The 23,572-nt window shown below is 71.0% G+C and carries 12 protein-coding genes, 3 rRNA genes and 1 pseudogene; 9 read left to right on the top strand and 7 right to left on the bottom strand.

What is annotated here, in order from left to right; genetic code table 11:
• Positions 1 to 35: 35 nt before the first annotated feature.
• From glmS to DMP17_RS37600, 5 genes are all read right to left on the bottom strand, one after another.
• On the bottom strand, positions 36 to 1,856 hold the full coding sequence (gene glmS, locus DMP17_RS37620; RefSeq protein WP_337832003.1) for a glutamine--fructose-6-phosphate transaminase (isomerizing): 1,821 nt from the start codon (positions 1,854 to 1,856) through the stop codon (positions 36 to 38).
• 21 nt (positions 1,857 to 1,877) lie between these two features.
• Positions 1,878 to 2,135 (bottom strand): hypothetical protein, encoded by a 258-nt coding sequence (locus DMP17_RS37615; protein WP_226350588.1) that lies wholly within the window; start codon positions 2,133 to 2,135, stop codon positions 1,878 to 1,880.
• A 62-nt stretch (positions 2,136 to 2,197) separates the two neighbouring features.
• The gene (locus tag DMP17_RS37610) at positions 2,198 to 4,084 is read right to left on the bottom strand and encodes a maleylacetate reductase and hydroxyquinol 1,2-dioxygenase domain-containing protein (protein WP_337832002.1); all 1,887 of its coding nucleotides are present in this window, start codon (positions 4,082 to 4,084) and stop codon (positions 2,198 to 2,200) included.
• Complete coding sequence (locus tag DMP17_RS37605; RefSeq protein ID WP_337832001.1) at positions 4,081 to 5,844, bottom strand: FAD-dependent oxidoreductase; 1,764 nt, start codon at positions 5,842 to 5,844, stop codon at positions 4,081 to 4,083. The genes DMP17_RS37610 and DMP17_RS37605 overlap by 4 nt, the downstream gene beginning before the upstream one ends.
• Before the next feature lie 22 nt (positions 5,845 to 5,866).
• Positions 5,867 to 6,652, bottom strand: a complete 786-nt coding sequence (locus tag DMP17_RS37600; RefSeq protein WP_337832000.1) for a MerR family transcriptional regulator — start codon at positions 6,650 to 6,652, stop codon at positions 5,867 to 5,869.
• Between the two features lie 174 nt (positions 6,653 to 6,826).
• Here DMP17_RS37600 and DMP17_RS37595 point away from each other — a divergent pair, with 174 nt between their 5' ends.
• The 7 genes from DMP17_RS37595 (at position 6,827) to DMP17_RS37565 (ending at position 16,261) form a co-directional block, all read left to right on the top strand.
• Complete coding sequence (locus tag DMP17_RS37595) at positions 6,827 to 7,951, top strand: ferredoxin reductase (RefSeq protein WP_226366392.1); 1,125 nt, start codon at positions 6,827 to 6,829, stop codon at positions 7,949 to 7,951.
• A 39-nt stretch (positions 7,952 to 7,990) separates the two neighbouring features.
• Positions 7,991 to 9,136: a fatty acid desaturase family protein gene (locus tag DMP17_RS37590; RefSeq protein ID WP_337831999.1), complete on the top strand. Its 1,146-nt coding sequence runs from the start codon at positions 7,991 to 7,993 to the stop codon at positions 9,134 to 9,136.
• Between the two features lie 494 nt (positions 9,137 to 9,630).
• Positions 9,631 to 11,150 (top strand): 16S ribosomal RNA (locus DMP17_RS37585).
• A gap of 318 nt (positions 11,151 to 11,468) precedes the next feature.
• A 23S ribosomal RNA gene (locus DMP17_RS37580) occupies positions 11,469 to 14,570 on the top strand.
• Between the two features lie 141 nt (positions 14,571 to 14,711).
• Positions 14,712 to 14,828: ribosomal RNA gene (gene rrf / locus DMP17_RS37575) — 5S ribosomal RNA — on the top strand.
• The 16S, 23S and 5S rRNA genes sit together here, the layout of an rRNA operon.
• Positions 14,829 to 15,165: 337 nt before the next feature.
• Entirely contained in the window at positions 15,166 to 15,567 is a 402-nt protein-coding gene (locus tag DMP17_RS37570; protein ID WP_226350594.1) for a zf-HC2 domain-containing protein, read from the top strand.
• 178 nt (positions 15,568 to 15,745) lie between these two features.
• The gene (locus tag DMP17_RS37565; protein ID WP_226350595.1) at positions 15,746 to 16,261 is read left to right on the top strand and encodes an Rv2732c family membrane protein; all 516 of its coding nucleotides are present in this window, start codon (positions 15,746 to 15,748) and stop codon (positions 16,259 to 16,261) included.
• A 9-nt stretch (positions 16,262 to 16,270) separates the two neighbouring features.
• Here DMP17_RS37565 and DMP17_RS37560 read toward each other — a convergent pair whose 3' ends face one another.
• Both DMP17_RS37560 and DMP17_RS37555 read right to left on the bottom strand, forming a co-directional pair.
• The gene (locus tag DMP17_RS37560; protein WP_226350596.1) at positions 16,271 to 17,494 is read right to left on the bottom strand and encodes a glycosyltransferase; all 1,224 of its coding nucleotides are present in this window, start codon (positions 17,492 to 17,494) and stop codon (positions 16,271 to 16,273) included.
• Positions 17,495 to 17,533: 39 nt separating this feature from the next.
• On the bottom strand, positions 17,534 to 17,977 hold the full coding sequence (locus DMP17_RS37555) for an Lrp/AsnC family transcriptional regulator (protein WP_179762271.1): 444 nt from the start codon (positions 17,975 to 17,977) through the stop codon (positions 17,534 to 17,536).
• Between the two features lie 151 nt (positions 17,978 to 18,128).
• Here DMP17_RS37555 and DMP17_RS37550 point away from each other — a divergent pair, with 151 nt between their 5' ends.
• On the top strand, positions 18,129 to 21,587 hold the full coding sequence (locus DMP17_RS37550) for an indolepyruvate ferredoxin oxidoreductase family protein (RefSeq protein ID WP_337831998.1): 3,459 nt from the start codon (positions 18,129 to 18,131) through the stop codon (positions 21,585 to 21,587).
• Positions 21,588 to 21,651: 64 nt separating this feature from the next.
• Positions 21,652 to 23,517, top strand: a pseudogene (locus DMP17_RS37545) (transglycosylase domain-containing protein); the annotation flags it as partial.
• Positions 23,518 to 23,572 lie beyond the last annotated feature (55 nt).

Raw genomic sequence — 23,572 nt, 5'->3', positions numbered from 1 at the left:
ACCCCGCTCTGCGGCCACGTGCAGCCCGAGGACCCTCACTCCACCGTCACCGACTTCGCGAGGTTCCGCGGCCGGTCCACGTCGCGTCCGAGCGTGACGGCGGCGTGCCGGGCGAGCAGCTGCAGGGGGATCCCGAGCAGGATCGGCGCCAGCTCCGGCTCGGTGCGCGGCACCCGCAGCACGGCGTCGGCGAGCCCGGCGGGCAGCTCGGCGTCGGTCACCGCGATCACCGGCCCGCCCCGGGCCCGGATCTGCTCGATCGTGCCGACGTTCTTCGCGAGCAGCTCGTCGTCGGGGACCACGACGACGCTGGGCATGTCCGGGGTGACCAGCGCCAGCGGGCCGTGCTTGAGCTCGGAGGCGGGGTAGGCCTCGGCGTGGCAGTAGGAGATCTCCTTGAGCTTCTGCGCGCCCTCCCGCGCGACCGGGCTGCACCGGGTGCGCCCGACGAAGAACATCGACGACGCGTGCGCCCACCGCTGCGCGACCGCGGCGACCGTGCCGTGGGCGGCGTCGTCGGCCAGGACGGCCTCGACGTGGCGGGGCAGCGCCGCCAGCCCGTCGAGCAGCCGCCGCCCGTCGGCCACCGACAGGTCCCGCACCCGGCCCAGCAGCACCGCGAGCATCGCGAACGACACGCTCATGGTCGTGACGGCCTTGGTCGAGGCGACCGACACCTCCGGCCCGGAGTGCAGGAACACCCCGGCCCCGCACTCGCGGGAGATCGCCGACCCGATCACGTTCACCGCGCCGATCACCCGGCCGCCCTTGCGGCGCAGCTCCTGCACCGCGGCGAGGGTGTCGGCGGTCTCGCCGGACTGGCTGACCGCGACGTAGAGGCAGTCCGGGTCGACGACCGGATTGCGGTGGCGGAACTCGCCGGCCGGTTCGGCCGCCGCCGGGATCCGGGCCAGCTGCTCGACCAGCCCGGCGCCGATCTCCCCGGCGTAGTACGCCGACCCGCAGCCCAGGAACAGCACCCGGCGCACCCCGCGCAGCTCGCGCGGGTCCATCCCGAGCCCGCCCAGCCGGGCGGTGGCGAACCGGGTGTCGAGCCGCCCGGCCAGCGCGCGGCGGAGGGCGTCGGGCTGCTCGGCGATCTCCTTGGCCAGGAAGTCGGGGTGCCCGCCGAGCGCGTAGTCCTCGGAGCCGGTGTCGACGGTGGTCGGGCTGATCCGGGTGGAGCCCTCGATGCCGTCGGCGCGCACGGTGACGATCTCGCCGTCGTCGAGGAACACGACCTTCTGGGTGTGCCGCACGACCGCGGCCAGGTCGGAGGCGACGACCATCTCGCCGTCGCCGATGCCGAGCACGATCGGGCTGCCGTTGCGCGCGACGACGATCTCGTCGGGGGTGCGGGCGTCGAGCACCGCGAGGCCGTAGGTGCCCTCGACGCCGGCGAGCGCCGTGCGCACCGCGTCGGCGAGGGTCGCCGCCCCGCCGTCGAGCGCCCCGGCGACCAGGTGCGCGAGCGCCTCGGAGTCGGTGTCGCTGCGCAGCACGACCCCGCGCGCGGTGAGCGCGCCGCGCAGCGCGTCGGCGTTCTCGACGATGCCGTTGTGCACGATCGCGACCCGCCCGGACGCGTCGGTGTGCGGGTGCGCGTTGGCCTCGCTCGGCTCGCCGTGGGTGGCCCACCGGGTGTGCGCGACGCCCGACCGGCCCGGGGGAGGGGCGTCACCCAGCAGCGTGCGCAGGTCCTCCACCCGCCCGGCGGTGCGCCGCACCGTCACCTTCCGGCGGTGCGCCACGGCCAGGCCCGCCGAGTCGTAGCCCCGGTACTCCAGCCGGGACAGCCCGTCGAGCAGCACACCCGCCGCCTCCCGCGGCCCCACGTAACCCACGATCCCGCACATGCACGTTCCCCCGTCGTCCGCTCAGCCGTAGACGATCCGGCGCAGCCGCCGCTGGGAGACGTCACCGGGGGCGACCACCCGCGCGGCGAGCTCGGCCGCGATCCGCGGCCAGATCTCGTCGTTGCGCCGGTCGCGGGCCTGCAGCTCGCGGTGCCGGCGGCGGACGAACTCCTCGGTGGTCTCGCCGAAGTAGGCGACGACGTCGGCGACCACGCGGGCCGCCACCGGCTCGGCGAGCCCGGTGGTGGCGGCCACGTGCCGCACGAGATCCGGATCCACGCCGCCGATCCTGACCGGCGGCGGGCCGAAGGGCCAGGATCCTGCCCGGAATCGGGCAGGAATCAGCGATCGCGGGCGATCCGGAAGGTGAACTCCAGCAGTCGCCACTCCCCGTCGGGCTCGACGCCGTCGGGCATCGGGCCGCGGCGCGGGGCGAACTCCACGACCAGGTCGTCCTTCACCCCGAACACCGTGTCCGAGTCGAGGTGCTCCCCACCGGCGACGAACAGCTGCGTGATCAGCTGCCGGTGCCCCGGCGCCTCGATGAGGAAGTGCAGGTGCGGCGCCCGGAAGGGGTGCCGTCCGGTGGCGTGCAGGATCTCCCCGACCGGTCCGTCGGCCGGGATCGGGTAGGCGGCGGGCAGGATCGAGCGGAACCGCAGCCGGCCCGCGTCGTCGGTGCGGAACCGGCCGCGCAGGACGGGGCCCTCGGTCTCGGGCAGCTGCAGGTCGTAGAAGCCGTCCTCGTCGGACTGCCAGATGTCGACGACCGCCCCGGCGACCGGCTCGTCACCGGTGTCGGTGACGACCACGTCCACCCACAGCGGGGTCCCCTTCTTCCCCGCGGAGACGTCGGTTCCCTGGTCCAGCTCGGGCGGGCCGTCGGTGTAGAACGGCCCGAGCACGGCCGAGGACGTCGTGTCCGGGGTGCGCGAGTGGGTGAGCACGTCCACCACGCTGGACAGCCCGAGGGTGTCCGACAGCAGCACGAACTCCTGGCGCCGCTCGTCGGTGAGGTGCCCGGTGCGGGTGAGGAAGTCGATCGCGGCCTGCCACTCGTCCTGGGTCAGGTCGTGCTCGCGCGCGTAGCCGTGCAGAGTGGCCGCGAGATCGGCCAGCAGGGTGCGGAGCCGCTCGTCGGGCCCGCCGAACGACGCGGTGACCTGCGCGGTCAGCGCGTCCAGGGTGGCGCGCACCGGGTCCCCCGGCCGCTGCCCGGCCCAGGCCCGCCCGAGCAGGGCGCGCACGCCGTCGCGGGTCACCGGCACCGGGTTCGGGTACGGCCGGGCGACGGCCTGCTCGGCGAGCCGGTCCAGGTCGGCCTCGTCGACGCCCAGCGCGGCCAGCGACGTCGGCCCGCCCGCGGCGACGAGCAGGTCGTACACCGCCCCGGCCGGGTCCGGCCCGAGCGCCTCGGCGATCCGCGGCGCGGCGGCCGCGTTGTAGGAGATGACGTGCGGCAGCAGCACGGCGTGGGTCGGCGCGTGCGGCAGGTCCAGCGTGCCGCCGACGGTGTGGGCGAGCTTGTGCTGCAACGCCATCCCGGCCCGGTCGAGGCAGGTCCCGGCCAGCCACGCCCCGCGCAGCAGCGCGTCGGTGTCGCGCTCGCGCAGCCCCGCGGTGAGCAGCCGCACCGACTCCAGCGCGGCGGCGTCGGTCAGCGGGTCGCGGTCGGTGCTCCACAGCGCCTCGACGGCGTGCGCCAGCGCGTTCACCGCGCTCGGCACCCCCACCTGCGACGGCAGGTCGGCGACGAGCGTCGTGTCGTAGACGACGGTCTCCGGCCGGATCGCCGGGTCGGTCCGGGTGGTCTTCACCCCCGGCGTGTCCACCCCCAGCTCGCCGAGCACCGCGGTGCACTCCGAGCCCGAGTACGTCGTGGGGACGACGACCTGGTCGGCACCGGTCCGCACCGCGAGCGCCTTGGACAGCCCGATCTGCGAGCCGCCCCCGATCGCGACGACGCAGTCCGCCCCGGCCGCGGTGAACGCCGCCAGCGCCTCGTCGGTCACGGTCACCGGGGTGTGCACGGCGGCCCGGTCGAACCGTCCGGCGAGCAGCGACCCGAGCGCGGCCCGCGCCCGGTCCGCCGCGCCCGCGGGGTGGCGGCCGCCGACGAGGAACACCCGCGACCGGCCGAGCCGCGTCACCTCCGCGGCGAGGTCGTCGATCGTGCCGGGGCCGAACACCACCCGCGCGGGGGAGGGCTCGTGGACGAAGCCGGTCATGCGGTCACCTCCGGGGTCCGGTCCAGGATGCTCCCCAGCACCTCGCGCAGCGCGGCCGCCGGGTCGGCGACGAGCGCGTCGCTGCGCCAGGCGACGTGGGCGTCCGGGCGGACGAGGACACAGCCGTCCTCGCCGACCTCGCGCAGCCGCGCCCAGTCGTCGTAGAGGTCGGTGTGCTCGCGGCCCGGGCCGACCACGTGCGCGGCCAGGTCGATCCCCAGCTCGGCGGCGACGGTGTCCGCGGCCGTGGCCCAGGCGCCGCCCGCGATGCCGGTGAGCAGGGCGAACCGGCCCTTGCCGGTGATGTCGTGGGTGGAGACCCGGTGCCCGTCGCGGCCCAGCCAGCAGTGCGGCAGCCGGTGCCCCGGGCGGGTGGTCGGCCGGTAGAACAGCTCCGGGTCGCGCTCGGGCGGCGGCTCGGGCGTGCCGTCGGCGACGACGCCGGGGCCGGTGTAGGCCTGCCCCATCTCGACGCCGTGCGCGTTGAACTCGTAGTCCTTGGCCTCCAGCGCCGCCCGCAGCTCGCCGCGCCGCCGGGCCCCGGTGGGGGAGTCGTCGGCGCGGGCCGCCATCGAGGCGCGCATGGCCTCGGGATCGGCGCCCGGGGTGAGCCCGAGCGCGGTGAAGATCGGGCCGAACTCCTCCACCGAGCGGTTGGCGCGACGCACGATCTGCTCGCCGACGGGGGCGCGCTCGGCGTCGTAGGAGTCCAGCAGCCCCCGCCCGGCGGTGCCGCGCAGCACCATCGCGAGCTTCCAGCACAGGTTGTAGGAGTCCTGGATCGAGGTGTTGGAGCCCAGCCCGTTCGACGGCGGGTGGCGGTGCACGGCGTCACCGGCGCAGAACACCCGGCCCGACCGGTAGCGGGTGGCCCACTGCTCGTTGACCGTCCACACCGAGGTCGAGCGGATCGTCACCGGCACGGAGTCGTCGCCGATCAGGTCGTGGACGATCGCCGTGGCCGCGGCGTCGTCGAGCTCCGGCGGGGGACCGGCGAGGTCGTAGCCCCAGATCGCCATCCAGCGGGTCCACGGCCGCACCATGCGCAGCACGCCCATCCCGATGCCGCCGACGTCGGCACCGGGCTGCAACACCCAGTACAGGACGCTCGGCCGGTGCTCGACCAGCGCGGTGAGGTCGGCGTCGAAGACGATGTTCATGCTGCCCGCGAGCTCGCCGCGGCCGTCGAAGGGCAGGCCGGCGTCCCGGGCGACGGCGCTGCGCCCACCGTCGGCGCCGATCACGTAGCGGGCCCGGATCGTCAGCTCCGCCCCGGTGAGCCGGTCGCGCGCGGTGACGGTGACGCCGTCGTCGTCCTGGACGTGGTGGCTGTACTCGGTGTCGAAGCGGACCCGGCTGCCGCGCTCGGCGGCCCGGCCCACCAGGATCGGCTCGAGGATGTTCTGGGGCAGGTCGCAGTGCGACGACGGGCTGGCCAGGGTGTAGTCGGCGCGCCGTGCGGGGTGGGTGCCCCAGGTCCGGACCCGGCCGAGCTCGTCGCCGGCGAGCGCGGTGCAGAACACCGTCTCGCCCATGAGGTGCGACGGCGTCCCCTCGGCGACGACGTCGGCCTCCACCCCCTGGTCGCGCAGGATCTCGACGGTGCGCTGGTTGGTGATGTGCGCGCGCGGGGTGTCGGCGGTCCACCGGTACTTGGTGATCACGAGGTGGTCGACGCCGAGACCGGCGAGGAACAGGGCGGCCGAGGAGCCCGCGGGCCCGCTGCCGATCACGAGGACGTCCGTCGTCACGGTGCTCACCCGGCGCATCATCGTTGAAGAGTCAACGATCGTCCAGGTCCGTCGTCCGGATCCCCATCGCGCGTCCGGCCTCGGGGGAGATGTCGTCGGAGATCCGGGTGATGAAGGCGTCCATCGCGTCCTGCATGCGCGAGCGGAACGACGACAGCAGCGCCAGCGTCGCGACCGGCTGCAGCTGCTCGACGGTCTGCTGGATCCGGGGTGCGTCGCCGGCGGGCAGCCCGGCCGCGACGTGGTCGTCCCACACCTGCCGGGCGAACAGCTCGACGAACATCTCGGCGACGGCGCCGGTGTGGTCGTCGAGCCGCCGGCGCAGCCCCACCAGCGCGGCGGGCGGGATGCCCAGCCGCACGGCCTCCGCGGCGGCCCGGGCGAGGTCCGGCCGCAGGATGCGCAGCCGTCCGTGGGCCGCGGACTCGACGACGCCCGTCGCGCACAGGTGCCGGACCAGCTCGTCGGCCGACACCGCGTCCGGGTCGAGCCCGAGGTGGGTGGGCAGCTCCGTCCCGTCGACCTCGACGGGCTCCTCCGGCTGCCACGGGGCGAGCATCCCGCGGTAGAGCCGCAGCGCCTCCTCGGCGGTCCGTCCGGGGTCCTGGGTGACGAGCACCTCGATCGCCCCAAGGGAGAAGCCGCGCCGGCGCAGCCCGTTGACCAGGTCCAGCCGGTCGAGGTGGGCGTCGGTGTAGCGGGCGGCCCGGCCGGCCCGCTCGCCCGGCGGGAGCAGCCCGCGCGTGATGTAGGAGCGCACCGTCCGCACGGTCATCCCCGCCCGGCGGGCCAGCTCCTCGATCGGGAAGTCCGCCACCCGGACGATCCTAGACAGTCGATCTCGACATCGTTGACGAGAAAACCGATGTAACGTTCCCGCAGGTCGGAGGCCGACGTCGTCGTCACTGGTGACGGGGGTGTCGCCGTCCCAACTTGCCGTCGCCACCGAGATCGGGTCCGATGGTCCCCGACCGCGACGACGAGGTGGGTCATGACCGACGCCGTACTGCCGAGGGGACTGCGCCGCGCACGCAAGGCGGCCGCCCGTTTCACCACGCCACTGCTGCCCGACGACTACCTGCTGCTGCTCAACCCGCTGTGGTCGGTGCGGGAGCTGCGCGGGCGGGTGGTGAAGGTCGTGCCCGAGACGGCCGACGCCGCGACGCTGGTCATCCGCCCCGGCCTGGGGTGGTCGTTCGACCACCGCGCCGGCCAGTACGTCGGGATCGGCGTCGAGGTGGAGGGCCGTTTCCACTGGCGCTCCTACTCGCTGACCTCCGAGCCGCGTCGCGACCGCAGGCACATCTCGATCACCGTGAAGGCGATGCCGGAGGGCTTCCTGTCCCGCCACCTCGTCGACGGTGTCGGGCCCGGCACGGTGGTGCGCCTGGCGCTGCCGCAGGGCGAGTTCGTGCTGCCCGACCCGCCCCCGGAGCGGCTGCTGTTCCTCACCGCGGGCAGCGGCATCACCCCGATCATGGCGATGCTGCGCACCCTGGACCGTCGCGACACCGTGACCGACGTGGTGCTCGTGCACTCGGCCCCGCGCGACGGCGACGTCATCTTCGCCGACGAGCTCGACGCCCTGTCCGCGCGGCACCCGTCGCTGCGGGTGCAGCTGCACCTCACCGGGGAGCACGGCAGGCTCACCCCCGACGGGCTGGCGGAGTACTGCCCGGACTGGCGCGAGCGCAGCACCTGGGCCTGCGGCCCGGAGGCGATGCTCGACGAGGCCGAGGACCTGTGGGAGTCCGCGGGCCGGGGCGAGGCGCTGCACGTCGAGCGCTTCTCAGCGTCGCTGCGCGGGGGTGAGGCGGAGGGCGGCACGGTGACCTTCGTCCGCCGCGGCTCCGCCGCCACCTCCTCGGGCGACGGCGACGCCACCGTCGACGTCGACGGCGCCACCACCCTGCTCGACGCCGGGGAGCAGGCCGGCCTCGACCTGCCCTACGGCTGCCGGATGGGTATCTGCCACACCTGCACCGTCGGCCTGCGGTCGGGCTCGGTGCGCGACCTGCGCGACGGCACCGAACGCCGCGGCGACCCCGACACCCCCGCCGAGAGGATCCAGACCTGCATCACCGCCGCCGCCGGTGACTGCGTCCTGGAGATCTGACACCGAGACCCGACACCGCTCACACCCAGGAGGAACGTCGTGGCCATCTCCGACGTCAAGGAGTTCGCCCACCTCACCGAGGCCGACGTGGAGGCGATCGGGCGCGAGCTCGACGCGATCCGCGCCGACGTCGAGGAACGTCGCGGTCAGTACGACGCCGACTACATCCGCACGATGATCACCTGGCAGCGGCGGCTGAACGTCGCCGCGCGGGTCACGCTGTTCGGCAGCCGGATCCCGCCGCTCTGGCTCGCCGGCACCGCCATGCTCTCGGTCGCGAAGATCCTGGAGAACATGGAGATCGGGCACAACGTCATGCACGGCCAGTGGGACTGGATGAACGACCCGGAGATCCACTCGTCGACGTGGGAGTGGGACAACGTGTGCCCCGCCGAGCAGTGGCGGCACTCGCACAACTACCTGCACCACACGTATACGAACGTGATCGGCAAGGACAAGGACGTCGGCTACGAGATCCTCCGGGTCCGCGCCGACCAGCCCTGGCACCCCGCCTACCTGGGGCAGCCGTTCTGGAACGTCCTGCTGATGCTGCTGTTCGAGCACGGTGTGTCGCTGCACGACCTCGACGTGGACGGCCTGCTGAAGATGCAGCTGGAGGACCCCGAGGAGTTCCGCCGCAAGCTGCTCGACGTCGGCCGCAAGCACGCCCGGCAGATGCGCAAGGACTTCCTGCTGTTCCCGCTGCTCACCGGCCCCGCCGCGGTCTCGACGCTGACCGCCAACGCCACCGCGAACGTCGTCCGCAACATCTGGTCCTACGCGATCATCTTCTGCGGGCACTTCCCCGACGGCGCCGAGGTCTTCACCGAGGAGGAGCTGGAGGGGGAGACGCGCGGCGAGTGGTACCTGCGTCAGCTGCTCGGCTCGGCCAACTTCACCGGCAACCGCCTGATGCACGTCATGTCCGGCAGCCTCGGCTACCAGATCGAGCACCACCTGTTCCCGGACCTGCCGTCCAACCGGTACCCGGAGATCGCGGTGAAGGTCCGGGCCCTCTGCGAGAAGTACGACCTGCCCTACACGACGGGACCGTTCCCGCGGCAGTTCTGGCAGGCGACCCGCTCGATCTGGCGGCTGTCGCTGCCGGCCCGCGGGATCCGGGAGTCCGAGCACCGCCGCGAGCGCCGCGGGCTGCTCCGTCGCCCCGCCGCGCAGGCGGCCTGACCGCCCCGCCGCGCAGGCGGCCTGACCGCCCCGCCGCGCAGGCGGCCTGACCGCCGCGGGGGACCGGGAGCACTGTGGACGACGGGGGCGCGGTCGGGGCCGATCAGGGCACCCATGCCTCTGACCTGCGACGACGCCGAAAACCGACCCCCCTGTGAACGGCGTCCGACGGGCCGTGTAACTTTCTTCCTGTCAGCGAGTGAGCCGGACAGAACGGGCCCTGAGAGGCTCGGTCAACAGGCCCCGCGGACAGCGACCCCCGGTGGTTCACCGATTTTCTCGGTGTGGTTACCTTTGTGGGTCAAGGCGATCCGCCTTCAGGATCCCGCTTCCTTCTCGGGGGGTTGGGTGATTGCGGTGCGGGTGTCTTTTGAGAACTCAACAGTGTGTCGAGCTATTTATTCGGTTTGGTGTTTTGTGCCAAATTGTTTGTTTGGTTGCAGCATTCGATCCCGTCGGGTGTTGTGGCCAGTTGTTTGTTGCAAGTCAGGGTTTTGTTGGAGAGTTTGATCCTGGCTCAGGACGAACGCTGGCGGCGTGCTTAACACATGCAAGTCGAGCGGTAAGGCCCTTTCGGGGGTACACGAGCGGCGAACGGGTGAGTAACACGTGGGTGACCTGCCCTCCACTCTGGGATAAGCCTGGGAAACTGGGTCTAATACCGGATAGGACCACTGATCGCATGGTTGGTGGTGGAAAGTTTTTTCGGTGGGGGATGGGCCCGCGGCCTATCAGCTTGTTGGTGGGGTGATGGCCTACCAAGGCGGTGACGGGTAGCCGGCCTGAGAGGGCGACCGGCCACACTGGGACTGAGACACGGCCCAGACTCCTACGGGAGGCAGCAGTGGGGAATATTGCGCAATGGGCGGAAGCCTGACGCAGCGACGCCGCGTGGGGGATGACGGCCTTCGGGTTGTAAACCTCTTTCGCCAGGGACGAAGAGCAATTGACGGTACCTGGAGAAGAAGCACCGGCCAACTACGTGCCAGCAGCCGCGGTAACACGTAGGGTGCGAGCGTTGTCCGGAATTATTGGGCGTAAAGAGCTCGTAGGCGGTGTGTCGCGTCGGCCGTGAAAACTTGGGGCTTAACTCTGAGCGTGCGGTCGATACGGGCATCACTTGAGTTCGGCAGGGGAGACTGGAATTCCTGGTGTAGCGGTGAAATGCGCAGATATCAGGAGGAACACCGGTGGCGAAGGCGGGTCTCTGGGCCGATACTGACGCTGAGGAGCGAAAGCGTGGGGAGCGAACAGGATTAGATACCCTGGTAGTCCACGCCGTAAACGTTGGGCGCTAGGTGTGGGGACCATTCCACGGTTTCTGTGCCGCAGCTAACGCATTAAGCGCCCCGCCTGGGGAGTACGGCCGCAAGGCTAAAACTCAAAGGAATTGACGGGGGCCCGCACAAGCGGCGGAGCATGTGGATTAATTCGATGCAACGCGAAGAACCTTACCTGGGTTTGACATGCACCAGACATCCCTAGAGATAGGGCTTCCCTTGTGGTTGGTGTGCAGGTGGTGCATGGCTGTCGTCAGCTCGTGTCGTGAGATGTTGGGTTAAGTCCCGCAACGAGCGCAACCCTTGTTCCATGTTGCCAGCACGTAATGGTGGGGACTCATGGGAGACTGCCGGGGTCAACTCGGAGGAAGGTGGGGATGACGTCAAGTCATCATGCCCCTTATGTCCAGGGCTTCACACATGCTACAATGGCTCATACAGAGGGCTGCGAGACCGTGAGGTGGAGCGAATCCCTTAAAGTGAGTCTCAGTTCGGATCGGGGTCTGCAACTCGACCCCGTGAAGTTGGAGTCGCTAGTAATCGCAGATCAGCAACGCTGCGGTGAATACGTTCCCGGGCCTTGTACACACCGCCCGTCACGTCACGAAAGTTGGTAACACCCGAAGCCGGCGGCCCAACCCTTGTGGAGGGAGCTGTCGAAGGTGGGACTGGCGATTGGGACGAAGTCGTAACAAGGTAGCCGTACCGGAAGGTGCGGCTGGATCACCTCCTTTCTAAGGAGTCCCATCATGTGGTGGGGCACCACGATTGCTCATAAGGGTTTTGCTCTGTTGGGTGTCTGTGGTTCCTTCATTGAATCGCATCAGCAGCCCCGTTCGTGGGTTGGGTGCGTTGGGTGGAACGCAGCACGTCGGACCGTTTGGCTTGGCACACTGTTGGGTCCTGAGAAGACACCCTGTGGGTTGTTTTCTTTGGCCGCTCAGGTTGAGGGTTGTCCTAACGCCCCGGTTGGTTTCGGGTGTGGTGGCTTCTTCTCGGTCTGGTGTGGTTGTGGGTTGAGTGTTGCATAGTGGATGCGAGCATCTTGTTGTGGTCAAGTTGTTAAGAGCACATGGTGGATGCCTGGGCATCAGGAGCCGATGAAGGACGTGGGAGGCCGCGATAGGCCTCGGGGAGCTGTCAACCGAGCTGTGATCCGAGGGTGTCCGAATGGGGAAACCCAGCGCCCGTCATGGGGCGTTACCCGTACCTGAATTCATAGGGTGCGTGGAGGGAACGTGGGGAAGTGAAACATCTCAGTACCCACAGGAAGAGAAAACAATAGTGATTCCGTGAGTAGTGGCGAGCGAAAGCGGAAGAGGCTAAACCGTGTCCGTGTCAAGCCGGCAGGCGTTGCGGGTGCGGGGTTGTGAGACGTGTCGTTCATCTTCTGCCGAGGATGGGACAGCAAGAGCCTGTGTTAGCGGAACGACTCTGGGATGGTCGGCCGTAGTGGGTGATAGCCCCGTACGCGAAAACACTGGGTTCTGTTGTGGGCGTGTTCTCGAGTAGCAGCGAGCCCGTGAAATTCGCTGTGAATCTGGCGGGACCACCCGTCAAGCCTAAATACTACCTGATGACCGATAGCGGACAAGTACCGTGAGGGAAAGGTGAAAAGTACCCCGGGAGGGGAGTGAAATAGTACCTGAAACCGTGTGCTTACAAGCCGTCAGAGCCTGCAGTGCTTTCGTGGTACAGGGTGATGGCGTGCCTTTTGAAGAATGAGCCTGCGAGTTATGCTTCGTGGCGAGGTTAACCTGTGTGGGGTAGCCGTAGCGAAAGCGAGTCCGAATAGGGCGCTGTAGTCGCGGGGTGTAGACCCGAAGCGGAGTGATCTACCCATGGCCAGGGTGAAGCGTCGGTAAGACGTCGTGGAGGCCCGAACCCACCAGGGTTGAAAACCTGGGGGATGAGCTGTGGGTAGGGGTGAAAGGCCAATCAAACTTCGTGATAGCTGGTTCTCCCCGAAATGCATTTAGGTGCAGCGTCGTGTGTTTCTCACCGGAGGTAGAGCACTGGATGGCCTAGGGGGCCGACAAGCTTACCGAAGTCAGCCAAACTCCGAATGCCGGTGAGTGAGAGCGCGGCAGTGAGACTGCGGGGGATAAGCTTCGTGGTCGAGAGGGAAACAGCCCAGATCACCGGCTAAGGCCCCTAAGCGTGCGCTAAGTGGGAAAGGATGTGGGATCGCCCGGACAACCAGGAGGTTGGCTTAGAAGCAGCCACCCTTGAAAGAGTGCGTAATAGCTCACTGGTCAAGTGGTCCTGCGCCGACAATGTAGCGGGGCTCAAGCGCACCGCCGAAGCCGTGGCAATGACATCTTTAGGTGTTGTTGGGTAGGGGAGCGTCCTGCATCTGGTGAAGCCCGGGAGTGATTTACGGGTGGAGGGTGTGGGAGTGAGAATGCAGGCATGAGTAGCGAATGCAGAGTGAGAATCTCTGCCGCCGGATGACCAAGGGTTCCTGGGCCAGGTTGTTCCGCCCAGGGTGAGCCGGGACCTAAGGCGAGGCCGTCAGGCGTAGTCGATGGACAACGGGTTGATATTCCCGTGCTCGTGACAGTGCGTCCATGCCAAGGCCGGTGATGCTAACCATCCGAACCCACCTCGGCTCCTTCGGGAGTTGTGTTTGTGGGGGAGCGTGGGATCCGATCTGGTAGTAGGCAAGTGATGGGGTGACGCAGGAGGGTAGCTCCGCCACGCGGTGGTTGTCGTGGTGTAAGCCTGTAGCCCGAGTCCTAGGTAAATCCGGGGCTCATATAAGGGTGAGAGGTGATGCGTAGCCGATTGAGGCGAAGAGGGTGATCCCATGCTGTCGAGAAAAGCCTCTAGCGAGTGCTGTTGCGGCCCGTACCCCAAACCGACACAGGTGGTCAGGTAGAGAATACCGAGGCGATCGAGCGAACTGTGGTTAAGGAATTCGGCAAAATACCTCCGTAACTTCGGGAGAAGGAGGGCCGGTTGTCTTGAGGCTCCTTGCGGGCTAGGGACGGCCGGTCGCAGAGACCAGGCCCAAGCGACTGTTTACTAAAAACACAGGTCCGTGCGAAGTCGCAAGACGATGTATACGGACTGACGCCTGCCCGGTGCTGGAACGTTAAGAGGACCTGTTAGCTCCTTTGGGGGCGAAGCGGAGAATTTAAGCGCCAGTAAACGGCGGTGGTAACTATAACCATCCTAAGGTAGCGAAATTCCTTGTCGGGTAAGTTCCGACCTGCACGAATGGCGTAACGACTTGGGCGCTGTCTCGACCACAGACTCGGCGAAATTGCACTACGAGTAAAGATGCTCGTTACGCGCGGCAGGACGGAAAGACCCCGGGACCTTTACTATAGCTTGGTATTGGTGCTCGGTTCGGCTTGTGTAGGATAGGTGGGAGACTGTGAAATCGCCACGCCAGTGGTGGTGGAGTCGTTGTTGAAATACCACTCTGGTCGAATTGGGTGTCTCAACCTCGGGCCATGATCTGGTTCAGGGACAGTGCCTGGTGGGTAGTTTAACTGGGGCGGTTGCCTCCCAAAGAGTAACGGAGGCGCCCAAAGGTTCCCTCAGCCTGGTTGGCAATCAGGTGTTGAGTGTAAGTGCACAAGGGAGCTTGACTGTGAGACTGACGGGTCGAGCAGGGACGAAAGTCGGGACTAGTGATCCGGCACCACCTTGTGGAAGGGGTGTCGCTCAACGGATAAAAGGTACCCCGGGGATAACAGGCTGATCTTGCCCAAGAGTCCATATCGACGGCATGGTTTGGCACCTCGATGTCGGCTCGTCGCATCCTGGGGCTGGAGTAGGTCCCAAGGGTTGGGCTGTTCGCCCATTAAAGCGGTACGCGAGCTGGGTTTAGAACGTCGTGAGACAGTTCGGTCCCTATCCGCCGCGCGCGTTGGAGACTTGAGGAAGGCTGTCCCTAGTACGAGAGGACCGGGACGGACGAACCTCTGGTGTGCCAGTTGTCCCGCCAGGGGCACGGCTGGTTGGCTATGTTCGGGAGGGATAACCGCTGAAGGCATCTAAGCGGGAAGCCTGTTCCAAGATGAGGTCTCCCACCACCTTCGAGTGGGTAAGGCTCCCAGTAGATGACTGGGTTGATAGGCCGGAGATGGAAGCCCTGTGAGGGGTGGAGTTGACCGGTACTAATAGGCCGAGGGCTTGCCACAACGAGTTGTTCGCATCCACTGTGTGACCCTGAGTCCACAACCATCCACATCCCCCCGGTGAGTTGGGGGGTGGTGGGGTGGTGTGTGTGCTCGACCCCTGCCCCTAGGTTTTTGGGGGTGGGGTGATAGTTGGATAGTGTTGTCGGTGGTCATTGCGGTAGGGAAACGCCCGGTCCCATTCCGAACCCGGTAGCTAAGCCTTCCAGCGCCGATGGTACTGCACTCGCCAGGGTGTGGGAGAGTAGGTCGTCGCCGACATTCAACTTTGATGGGATGTGCCCCGGACTTTCGAGTCCGGGGCATTTCTCATTTCCGGACTCTTTTCGCGTCGCCGCGTATCGGGTCCGGGGTGTGCTCCCTCGTGGAGTTCCCGCACGGCCGGTGGGCCGGCGCACCTCGCATGCTTTCCTGCGACCTCGCAGACCCTGCAGAGGGTGCGAGGTCGCAGGAACGTGTGCGACGTCGGGCACCGTGGCGTGTGTGCGCCCGTGGACCCGGGACGGTCGGACCCGCCCGACAGGCCTTGGGGCGCGCGGACGGGACACGGACGGGGGTCGGGTGGAACCAGACGGGCCTCGTGTACGACAGTGACGGTATGGACTGTCAGGGCTACCGCGAGGTGCTGTCCGCCTGTCTCGACGGTGAGGCGGGCGACGACGAGCGCGCGGCGGCCGAGGACCACCTCGCCGGGTGCGCGTCCTGCCGCGCGTTCGCCGACGGTGCCGACCGGCTCGGCCGGCTCGCACGCGTCGGTCCGGCGGACCCGGTCCCCGATCTCGCCGACCGGGTGCTCGCCGCGCTCGGCGTCGCCGCCCCGGCCCCGGCACCACCGCTCCCGTCCGTCCCGCGGCTGAGCTGTCTCGACGGCGGCTGCTGCAGCGGGTCGGCGGGCCCGGCCCCGATGAGTGCGGCGACCTCGGCCTGCGGGTGCGCGAGCACCTGTGGCTGCGGCTGCCAGCAGGGCGCACCCTGCCGCTGCGCCGTGCGCGCCGCCTAGGCGAGCGGGTGCCGACCGCGACGGCCGGTCCGGTGCCGCCGGAACCGCCGGGCGGTGCGCGCTGCGGGCTCGCGGACCGGCCCGCGGAGCCACCCCGTCGGTGGCGCCGCGGCCGGCACCGTCGTGGTGCAATGACCGTCCCGACATCCCGGCACCGCAGTGACGACGAGGGAGCCGCATGAGCGCACCGCGCACGCCCGGCCCGGGCGCGCTGTCCCCGCAGGCGTCACCCGAGCTCGCCGACGAGCTCACCCGCATCGCATGGCGGGTCGACCGCTGGATCGACCCCGGCCCCGCGTCGGTCGTCGCGGGGGCGGGAGTCGCCGCCGTCGTCGCCGCCCTGCTCATGCCCTGGTCCACCCGCGGCGCCGGATGGGAGGTCCTCGCCGGCCGGGCCGCGATGGGGCCGCTGCCGTGGCTGTTCACCGTCGTCGCGGTCGTCGCGGTGGGGGTGTCGGTGCTCGCCCTCCTGACCCGGTTCTGGCCGCTGGCCTGGACCGCGGCCACCGTCACCGGCGTCGGTGCGGTCACCGGGCTGTGGGCGGTGTGGTCGCGGCAGACCGCGGTCGCCGGCACCGACGACATCGGGCCGGGCCTGGTCGTCACCGTGCTCGGGGTGCTCGTGCTGTTCGGCACCTGGGCGCGCACCGTCGTCGCCTGCGGGCCGCGCGCCCCGCACGGCCCGCCCGCCTGACCCGGGCGGTCAGGGCACGAGCGCGGGGACCCGACGCGCGGCCAGGTCCTCCAGGACGCCGACGGCGTCCTCCACCGGCGGCAGCGCCAGCATCGCGCGCTGGGCCGAGCGCATCCGCGCGCGGACGTCGTCGTCGCCCAGGAGCCGGGTGCACGTCGCGGCGACCTCGGCGGCGTCGGGCGTGCAGTGCGCGCCCAGCCCGAGCTCGGCGATCCGCCGGGCGTTGTGCTCCTGGTCCCCGAACTGCGGCAGCACCGCCAGCGGGACGCCATGCCGCACGGCCTCGCGGACGCCGTTGTAGCCGCCGTGGGTCAGGAACAGGTCCGCGACCTGCAGCAGCAGCGGCTGCGGCACCCACGGCGCGGGATGCACGTGTGCGGGCAGCGCCAGGTCGTCGACCGGCAGGCCGCCGGTGGACAGCACCACCTCGGCATCGAGCCGGGACGCCGCCTCGGCCACCGTGCGCAGCGCGGCGTGCGGGTCGACGGGGGCGCGGCGCTCGGCGCGCCCGGCCATCGCCGGCATCGCCGTCCCCAGCCCCGCGACGACCAGCGGCCGGCTCCCGGGCAGCGCGCCGACCCAGCCGGGCAGCGTCTCGCCGCGGGAGACCTGGTCGTCCTGGCGGAACGCCCGCGCCGGTGCGATCTGCGGCCCCGCCAGTGAGAACTGCGGCGGCATGCAGTCCAGCCGCCCCCACCGGTGCAGTGCGGCCGGGTCGTCCGAGGCGGCGAAGCCGAGCTCGTCGCGACGCTCCGCCAGCGCGTCGGCGACGACGTGCGGGGCGAGGACGTTGCCCGCACCCGACGGCGCCGCCACACACGGCACCCCCAGGTGCTCGGCCACCAGGAACCCCGCGGTCTCGCCGCCGTCGCGCAGCACCAGGTCCGGGGTCCCGTGCGACCCCACCAGCGCGAGCAGCGCCCGCGCCGAGCTCGTCACCTGCGGACCGGCGAACAGGGTCGGCAGCAGTGCCGTCGTCACCTCGGTCGCGGTCAGCGTCGCGAGTGCGGCGGGCCCACCGAGCCGGGCGACGGCCGGGCCGAGGTGCTCGGCGGAGTCGGCCATCGTCGCGAACACCGGCTCGACGACGACCGGCGCACCGTCGAACACCCCCGCGATGTCGGGCGGGCACGCCACCACGACCCGGTGGCCCGCGTCGCCCAGCGCGCGGGCGAAGGGGAGCACGGCCCGGCCGTGCGAGGGGGAACCGGTGACACTGCAGAGGACGAGCACCCGATCATGATCGACCCGATCGTTGCGGTAAGCAAATGATCAGGTGCGGGTCCAGCGGCCCAGCACCATCAGCGTCCGGGTCCCGGTGACCGTGCCGTTGCGTCGCAGCCGGTCGATCACCTCCTGCAGGTGCGCGAGATCGCGGACCCGGACCTGCACCAGGGCGTCGAGGTCACCGGCCAGGGTGTAGACCGCCTGCACCTCCGGCTGGCGCGACGCCGAGTCGACGATCTCCGAGACGCTCGCGGTGCCGGCGTAGCGGATCTCGCTGAACGCCTCGACCGGCCAGCCCAGTCTGGCGTGGTCCACCTGCACGGTGAACCCGGTGATCACCCCGGACTCGCGCATCCGGTCGACCCGCCGCTTGGTCGCGGCGGTGGACAGCCCGACCCGCTCGGCCATGTCGGCGTAGGTGCGGCGCGCGTCCTCGTGCAGCAACCGCAGGATCGCGTGGTCCAGGTCGTCGACCTCGGTCTCGGGCACGGCACCTCCAGCGCAACGGATCCACGGTCTCGTGGGCCTTCGACGGTATCCGTTGCGTATCCGCGGCGATCACTGCCATGGGCATTGTGTCGAGGCCGTCGTCGCGCTGTCCTGGTGCGGACGCGCCGCCCGACTCGCCGAGGAGCCGAGAATGACCGTGCTGGACGACAAGTACCTCGCCGCCCACGGTCGGGCCCCGATGAGCGGGATCCAGGCGCTGGTCCGGCTCGTGCTCGAGCAGGCCCGCCTCGACACCGCCCGCGGGTTCGACACCGCTTCGTTCGTCTCCGGCTACCAGGGCTCCCCGCTCGGCACCTTCGACGCCGAGCTCGGCCGCGCCCGTGCCCACCTCGACGCCGAGCGCGTGGTGTTCCGGCCCGGGCTCAACGAGGAGCTCGCCGCCACCGCCGTCGCGGGCACCCAGCTGCTCGACGCCGTCCCCGGCCGCCGCCACGAGGGCGTCGTCGGCTGGTGGTACGGCAAGAACCCCGGCCTCGACCGGGCCGCCGACGCGATCCGGCACGGCACCCTGGCCGGCACCGCCCGGCTCGGCGGCGCCGTCGCGATCATCGGCGACGACCCGTCCTGCAAGTCCTCCACCGTGCCCAGCTCCTGCGAGCCGATGGCGCAGTCCCTGGCGATGCCGCTGCTCGCGCCCGGCTCGGTGGCCGAGGTGATCGAGCTGGGCCTGCACGCCGTCGCGCTGTCCCGCGCCACCGGGCTCTGGACCGGCCTGAAGATCGTCGCCGACGTCGCCGACGCGTCCTGCACCGTCGACCTCGGCGCGCTGCGCCCCGAGCTGGTCGGCATCCCGGCCCCGCCCGCCACCGACCGCGCGCAGTCCGGCCCGCTCGTCGGGCCCGCCGCCGTCGAGGCCGAGCACGACCAGCTCACCCGCAGGCTCGACCTGGCCCGCCAGTACGCCCGCGAGACCGGGCTCAACCGCGTCACCTTCACCTCCCGCGACCCGCACCTCGCCGTGCTCGCCTCGGGCACCGCCTACGCCACCGTGCTGCGGGCGTGCGAGGACCTGGGCCTGGGCGAGGCCGAGCTCGACGCGCTCGGCGTGCGCCTGATCCGCCTCGCCATGCCGTTCCCGGTCGACGCCGACGCGCTCGCCGGGCTCGTCGAGGGCTGCGCGGAGGTGCTCGTCGTCGAGGACAAGGTGCCGTTCCTGGAGGGCCACCTGCGCGACGCGCTCTACGGGCGCGACCACCGGCCCACGGTCACCGGCCGCCGCGCCGAGCGCGGCCGCCCGCTGCTGTCCGCCCGCGGCCAGCTCGGCTCCGAGGACGTCGCCCGCGCCCTCGCCGCCCGGCTCACCGCCGCCGGGCGGACCCTGCCCGCCGCGGCGACCGCGCACCTGGAGCGCCTCGCACCGCCGAAGCCGTCGCGGATCGGGCTGGACCTGCTCGGGAACCGGACGCCGTACTTCTGCTCCGGCTGCCCGCACAACACCTCCACCCGCACCGGCGACGACACGCTCGTCGGGGTCGGGATCGGCTGCCACGCGATGATCGCCCTCGACGGCGAGCACCGCGGCCACCAGATCGGGCTGACCCAGATGGGCGGCGAGGGCGCCCAGTGGATCGGCCTGGCCCCGTTCACCGACGACCGCACCCTCGTCCAGAACCTCGGCGACGGCACCTTCCACCACTCCGGCTCGCTCGCGATCCGCGCCGCCGTCGCGGCCGGGGTCACCATGACCTACAAGCTGCTCTACAACGACGCCGTCGCCATGACCGGCGGGCAGCGCGCCGAGGGCCGGATGAACGTCCCCGACATCACGCGCTCGCTCGCCCTGGAGGGCGTGCGCCGCATCGTCGTCACCACCGACAGCCCGCGTGACTACCGCGGCATCGCCCTCGACCCGATCGCGAGCGTCCGCCACCGCGACGAGCTCGCCGCGGCCGAGGAGGAGCTGAAGGCCCTCGACGGCGTCACCGTCCTGATCCACGACGACCGCTGCGCCGCCGAGGAGCGCCGCCTGCGCAAGCGCGGCAAGCTGCCCGCCCCGGCCGAGAAGGTGCTGATCAACGAGCGGGTCTGCGAGGGCTGCGGCGACTGCGGCGAGGCGTCCACCTGCCTGTCGGTGCTGCCGGTGGAGACCGAGTTCGGTCGCAAGACCGCCATCCACCAGGCGTCCTGCAACACCGACTACTCCTGCCTCAAGGGCGACTGCCCGTCGTTCCTCATCGTGGTGCCCGGCACCCGGCCGCGCCGGGAGATCCCGGCGCTGCCGGTCACGCTCGTCGACCCCGAGCCGCGGGTCGACCCGGACGCGACCCTGATCCGGATGCCCGGCATCGGCGGCACCGGCGTCGTCACCGCCTCGGCGATCCTGCAGATGGCCGCCCACCTCGACGGGCTCTTCGCCGCCGGGCTGGAGCAGGTCGGGCTCGCGCAGAAGGGCGGCCCGGTCGTCTCCGACGTCCGGATCTCCAAGCAGCCCCACCACGGGATCCTGCGCGCCTCCCGCGGCACCGCGGACGTGCTGATCGGCATGGACCTCGTCGGCACCGCCTCCGACGCGACACTCGCGGTCGCCCGGCCCGGGCACACCGTCGCCGTCGTCAACACCTCGCTCGTGCCGACCGCGGCCATGGTCACCGGCCGCGTCGTGCTGCCCGGCTCCACCGACGACGCCGTCGAGCGGATCGGCGCGGTCACCCGGGACCTGCTCGCCGTCGACGCCCAGACGCTGTCCGAGGCGCTGTTCGACGACCACCTCCCGACCAACATGCTGCTGCTCGGCGCCGCCTACCAGCACGGGGTGCTCCCGGTGTCGGCCGAGGCGCTGGAGGAGGCGATCCGGGTCAACGGCGCGGCCGTGGAGACCACGCTGACCGCGTTCCGCTGGGGCCGGGCCGCCGCGATCGACGCCGCCGCCGTGCGCAGCGCGCTCGTCGCGCCGCAGCCGGCCCCGGTCGCCGTCGACGAGGCGTCCGCGGAGCTGGCCCGCTCGGTCGCCGCGGGCACCGGGCTCGCCGACGTGCTCGCCACCCGCATCGCCGACCTCACCGGCTACCAGGACGCCGCCTACGCCCAGCGCTACGCCGAGGAGGTCCGCAGGGTCACGGCCGTCGCCGCCGCGCGGGCCGGGGACGCGGCCGGGGAGCGCATCGGCGCCGCCTACGCCCACGGCCTGCACCGGCTCATGGCCTACAAGGACGAGTACGAGGTCGCCCGCCTGCACCTGGACCCGGTGGAGACCGCCCGCCGCGACGCCGCGTTCGGTCCCGACGCCCGGGTGTCGGTGATGCTGCACCCGCCGGTGCTGCGCGCGCTGGGGATGAACCGCAAGATCGCCCTCGACGGACGGCTGGCCGCCCCCGCGTTCCGGGCGCTGCGCGCGGCCCGGCGGCTGCGCGGCACCCCGCTGGACGTGTTCGGCCGGGCCGGGGTCCGCCGGGTGGAGCGCGAGCTGGTGGGGGAGTACCAGGCGCTGGTCCGTTCCGCGCTCGACCGGCTCGAGGTCGACACCGTGGACGGTGTGGTCGCCGTCGCCGACACCGCGGACCTGGTGCGCGGCTACGAGGACGTCAAGCTCGGCAACGTCGAGCGGTTCCACGAGCAGGCCCGGGCCGCGCTCGCCGCCCTGACCGGCTGACTCTCAGCGACTCGCGCGGGCGGGTCTCAGGCGCGCCTCAGCGTTGCGGCGCACAATCGCCCGCGTGGGGGAACGCCTGATCGCGCAGCACTGGAACGACCGTCTCCGGCAGACCCGGACCCCGAGGCGGTGGCGCCGCCCGGACCCGTCGGTGCTGCGGCGGCTCGGACTCGGGATCCTGGCCGGCGGCCTCGTCCTCGCCGGGTGCTCGGCGCCCGCCGCGGTCGGCGTCGCCGCGGTCGCCTCCGTCGTGCCGCCGGGTACGACCGGCGACCTGCCGAGCGCCGCGGCGCTGCCCGCGGCGACCGTCCTCACCGACCGCGACGGCACCCCGATCGCCTACCTCGACGAGCAGTACCGGATCCCCGTGTCCTACAACCGGATCGCCCCGGCGATGGTCGCCGCGATCGTCGACGTCGAGGACCGCCGGTTCTTCGACGAGTCCGGGGTGGACCCGGTCGGCACCCTGCGCGCGCTGGTCACCGACGCCGCGGGCGGCGCGGTGCAGGGCGGCTCCACCATCACCCAGCAGTACGTGAAGAACTGGCTGATCGACGTCGTCGACCGCGACGACCCCGCCGCCCAACGGGCCGACCACGCCGACACCCCGACCCGCAAGATCCGCGAGGCGGTGCTCGCCCAGCGCCTGGCGCACGGCACGTCCAAGCAGGACGTGCTCGCCGGGTACCTCAACACCGTCGAGTTCACCGGCAACGTCTACGGCGTCGAGGCCGCCGCGCGCGCCTGGTTCGGCACCGACGCCGCGCACCTCACGGTCCCGCAGGCCGCGCTGCTCGCGGGCGCGGTCAACAACCCCACCCTGTTCGACCCGTTCCGCCACCCGCAGGCCGCGACCGACCGGCGCAACACCGTCATCGCGGCCATGCGCGACGCCGGGTCCCTCACCCCCGCCCAGGCCGCCGAGGCCACCGCCGCGCCGCTCGGGGTGCGCGCCGGCGGGCCGCAGGTCCCCGGGCACAACTGCTACGGTGCCATCGACGGCGCCGGGTTCCTCTGCGAGTACGCCGTGTCCGAGCTGGAGCGGGCCGGGTTCACCGAGCAGCAGCTCGACACCGGCGGCTACACGATCCGCACCACCCTCGACCCGGCCGCGACGGCGTCGGCGCAGCAGGCGGTCGACGCGAACGTGCCGCGCACCCAGGACGGCGTCGCCAACACCCTGGCGCTGATCCGGCCCGGACACGGCGACACGGCCACCGGCGACCACCAGATCCTCGCCATGGTCGCCAACCGGCGGCCCGGCACCGACGCCACGGCCGGCGACACCACCCGCGACCTCGTCGCCGCGCCGTCGAACGTCTTCGGCGCCGGGTCCACCTTCAAGATCTTCACCACGGCCGCGGCGCTGGAGGCGGGCACCGTCGGCTACGACAGCACGCTGCCCGACCCGGCCTCGGCGTGCTTCCCCGGCGCCGGGACCAGCTGCTACCCGGTCGCCAACGACACGCCGGACTACCCGGACCCGATCCCGCTGCCCGTCGCGCTCGCGACCTCCCCGAACACCGCGTTCGTCGACCTGGAGGAACGCACCGGCATCCCCCGGGTCGTGGACATGGCGCGCCGGCTCGGGCTGCGCGACACCCTGGCGTCGAACGCGGCGGGCGGGACACCGGACCCGTCGTCGCCGGACGCGCGGATCTCCCAGCCGCAGTCGACCTTCTTCGCCGACCTGCCGTCGTTCACCCTCGGGGTCAGTCCGGTGTCCACCCTGGAGATGGCGAACGTGGCCGCGACCGTCCAGAGCGACGGCGTGTGGTGCGCCCCGGACGCCGTGCTGTCGGTGACCGACCGCGACGGCGCCGCGGTGCCGGTGAACCGGCCCGCCTGCGAGCAGGCCGTCGCTCCCGGGATCGCGCACACCCTGTCCGCCGGGCTCGGCGGGGACACCGTCTCCGGCACCTCGGCGGCCGCGGCGCGGGCCGCGGGCTGGACGCGGCCGACGATCGGCAAGACGGGTACGACCA

It is taken from the genome of Pseudonocardia sp. TMWB2A (assembly GCF_017312135.1).
This window is presented reverse-complemented; position numbering and strand designations above follow the sequence as displayed.

What these genes read in the sequence shown, in the direction of transcription:
- glmS (WP_337832003.1), bottom strand. Translation starts at nt 1,856, where the DNA reads ATGTGCGGGATCGTGGGTTACGTGGGGCCGCGGGAGGCGGCGGGTGTG.
- DMP17_RS37550 (WP_337831998.1), top strand. Translation starts at nt 18,129, where the DNA reads ATGACCGTGCTGGACGACAAGTACCTCGCCGCCCACGGTCGGGCCCCG.
- DMP17_RS37610 (WP_337832002.1), bottom strand. Translation starts at nt 4,084, where the DNA reads ATGACCGGCTTCGTCCACGAGCCCTCCCCCGCGCGGGTGGTGTTCGGC.
- DMP17_RS37595 (WP_226366392.1), top strand. Translation starts at nt 6,827, where the DNA reads ATGACCGACGCCGTACTGCCGAGGGGACTGCGCCGCGCACGCAAGGCG.
- DMP17_RS37570 (WP_226350594.1), top strand. Translation starts at nt 15,166, where the DNA reads ATGGACTGTCAGGGCTACCGCGAGGTGCTGTCCGCCTGTCTCGACGGT.
- DMP17_RS37565 (WP_226350595.1), top strand. Translation starts at nt 15,746, where the DNA reads ATGAGCGCACCGCGCACGCCCGGCCCGGGCGCGCTGTCCCCGCAGGCG.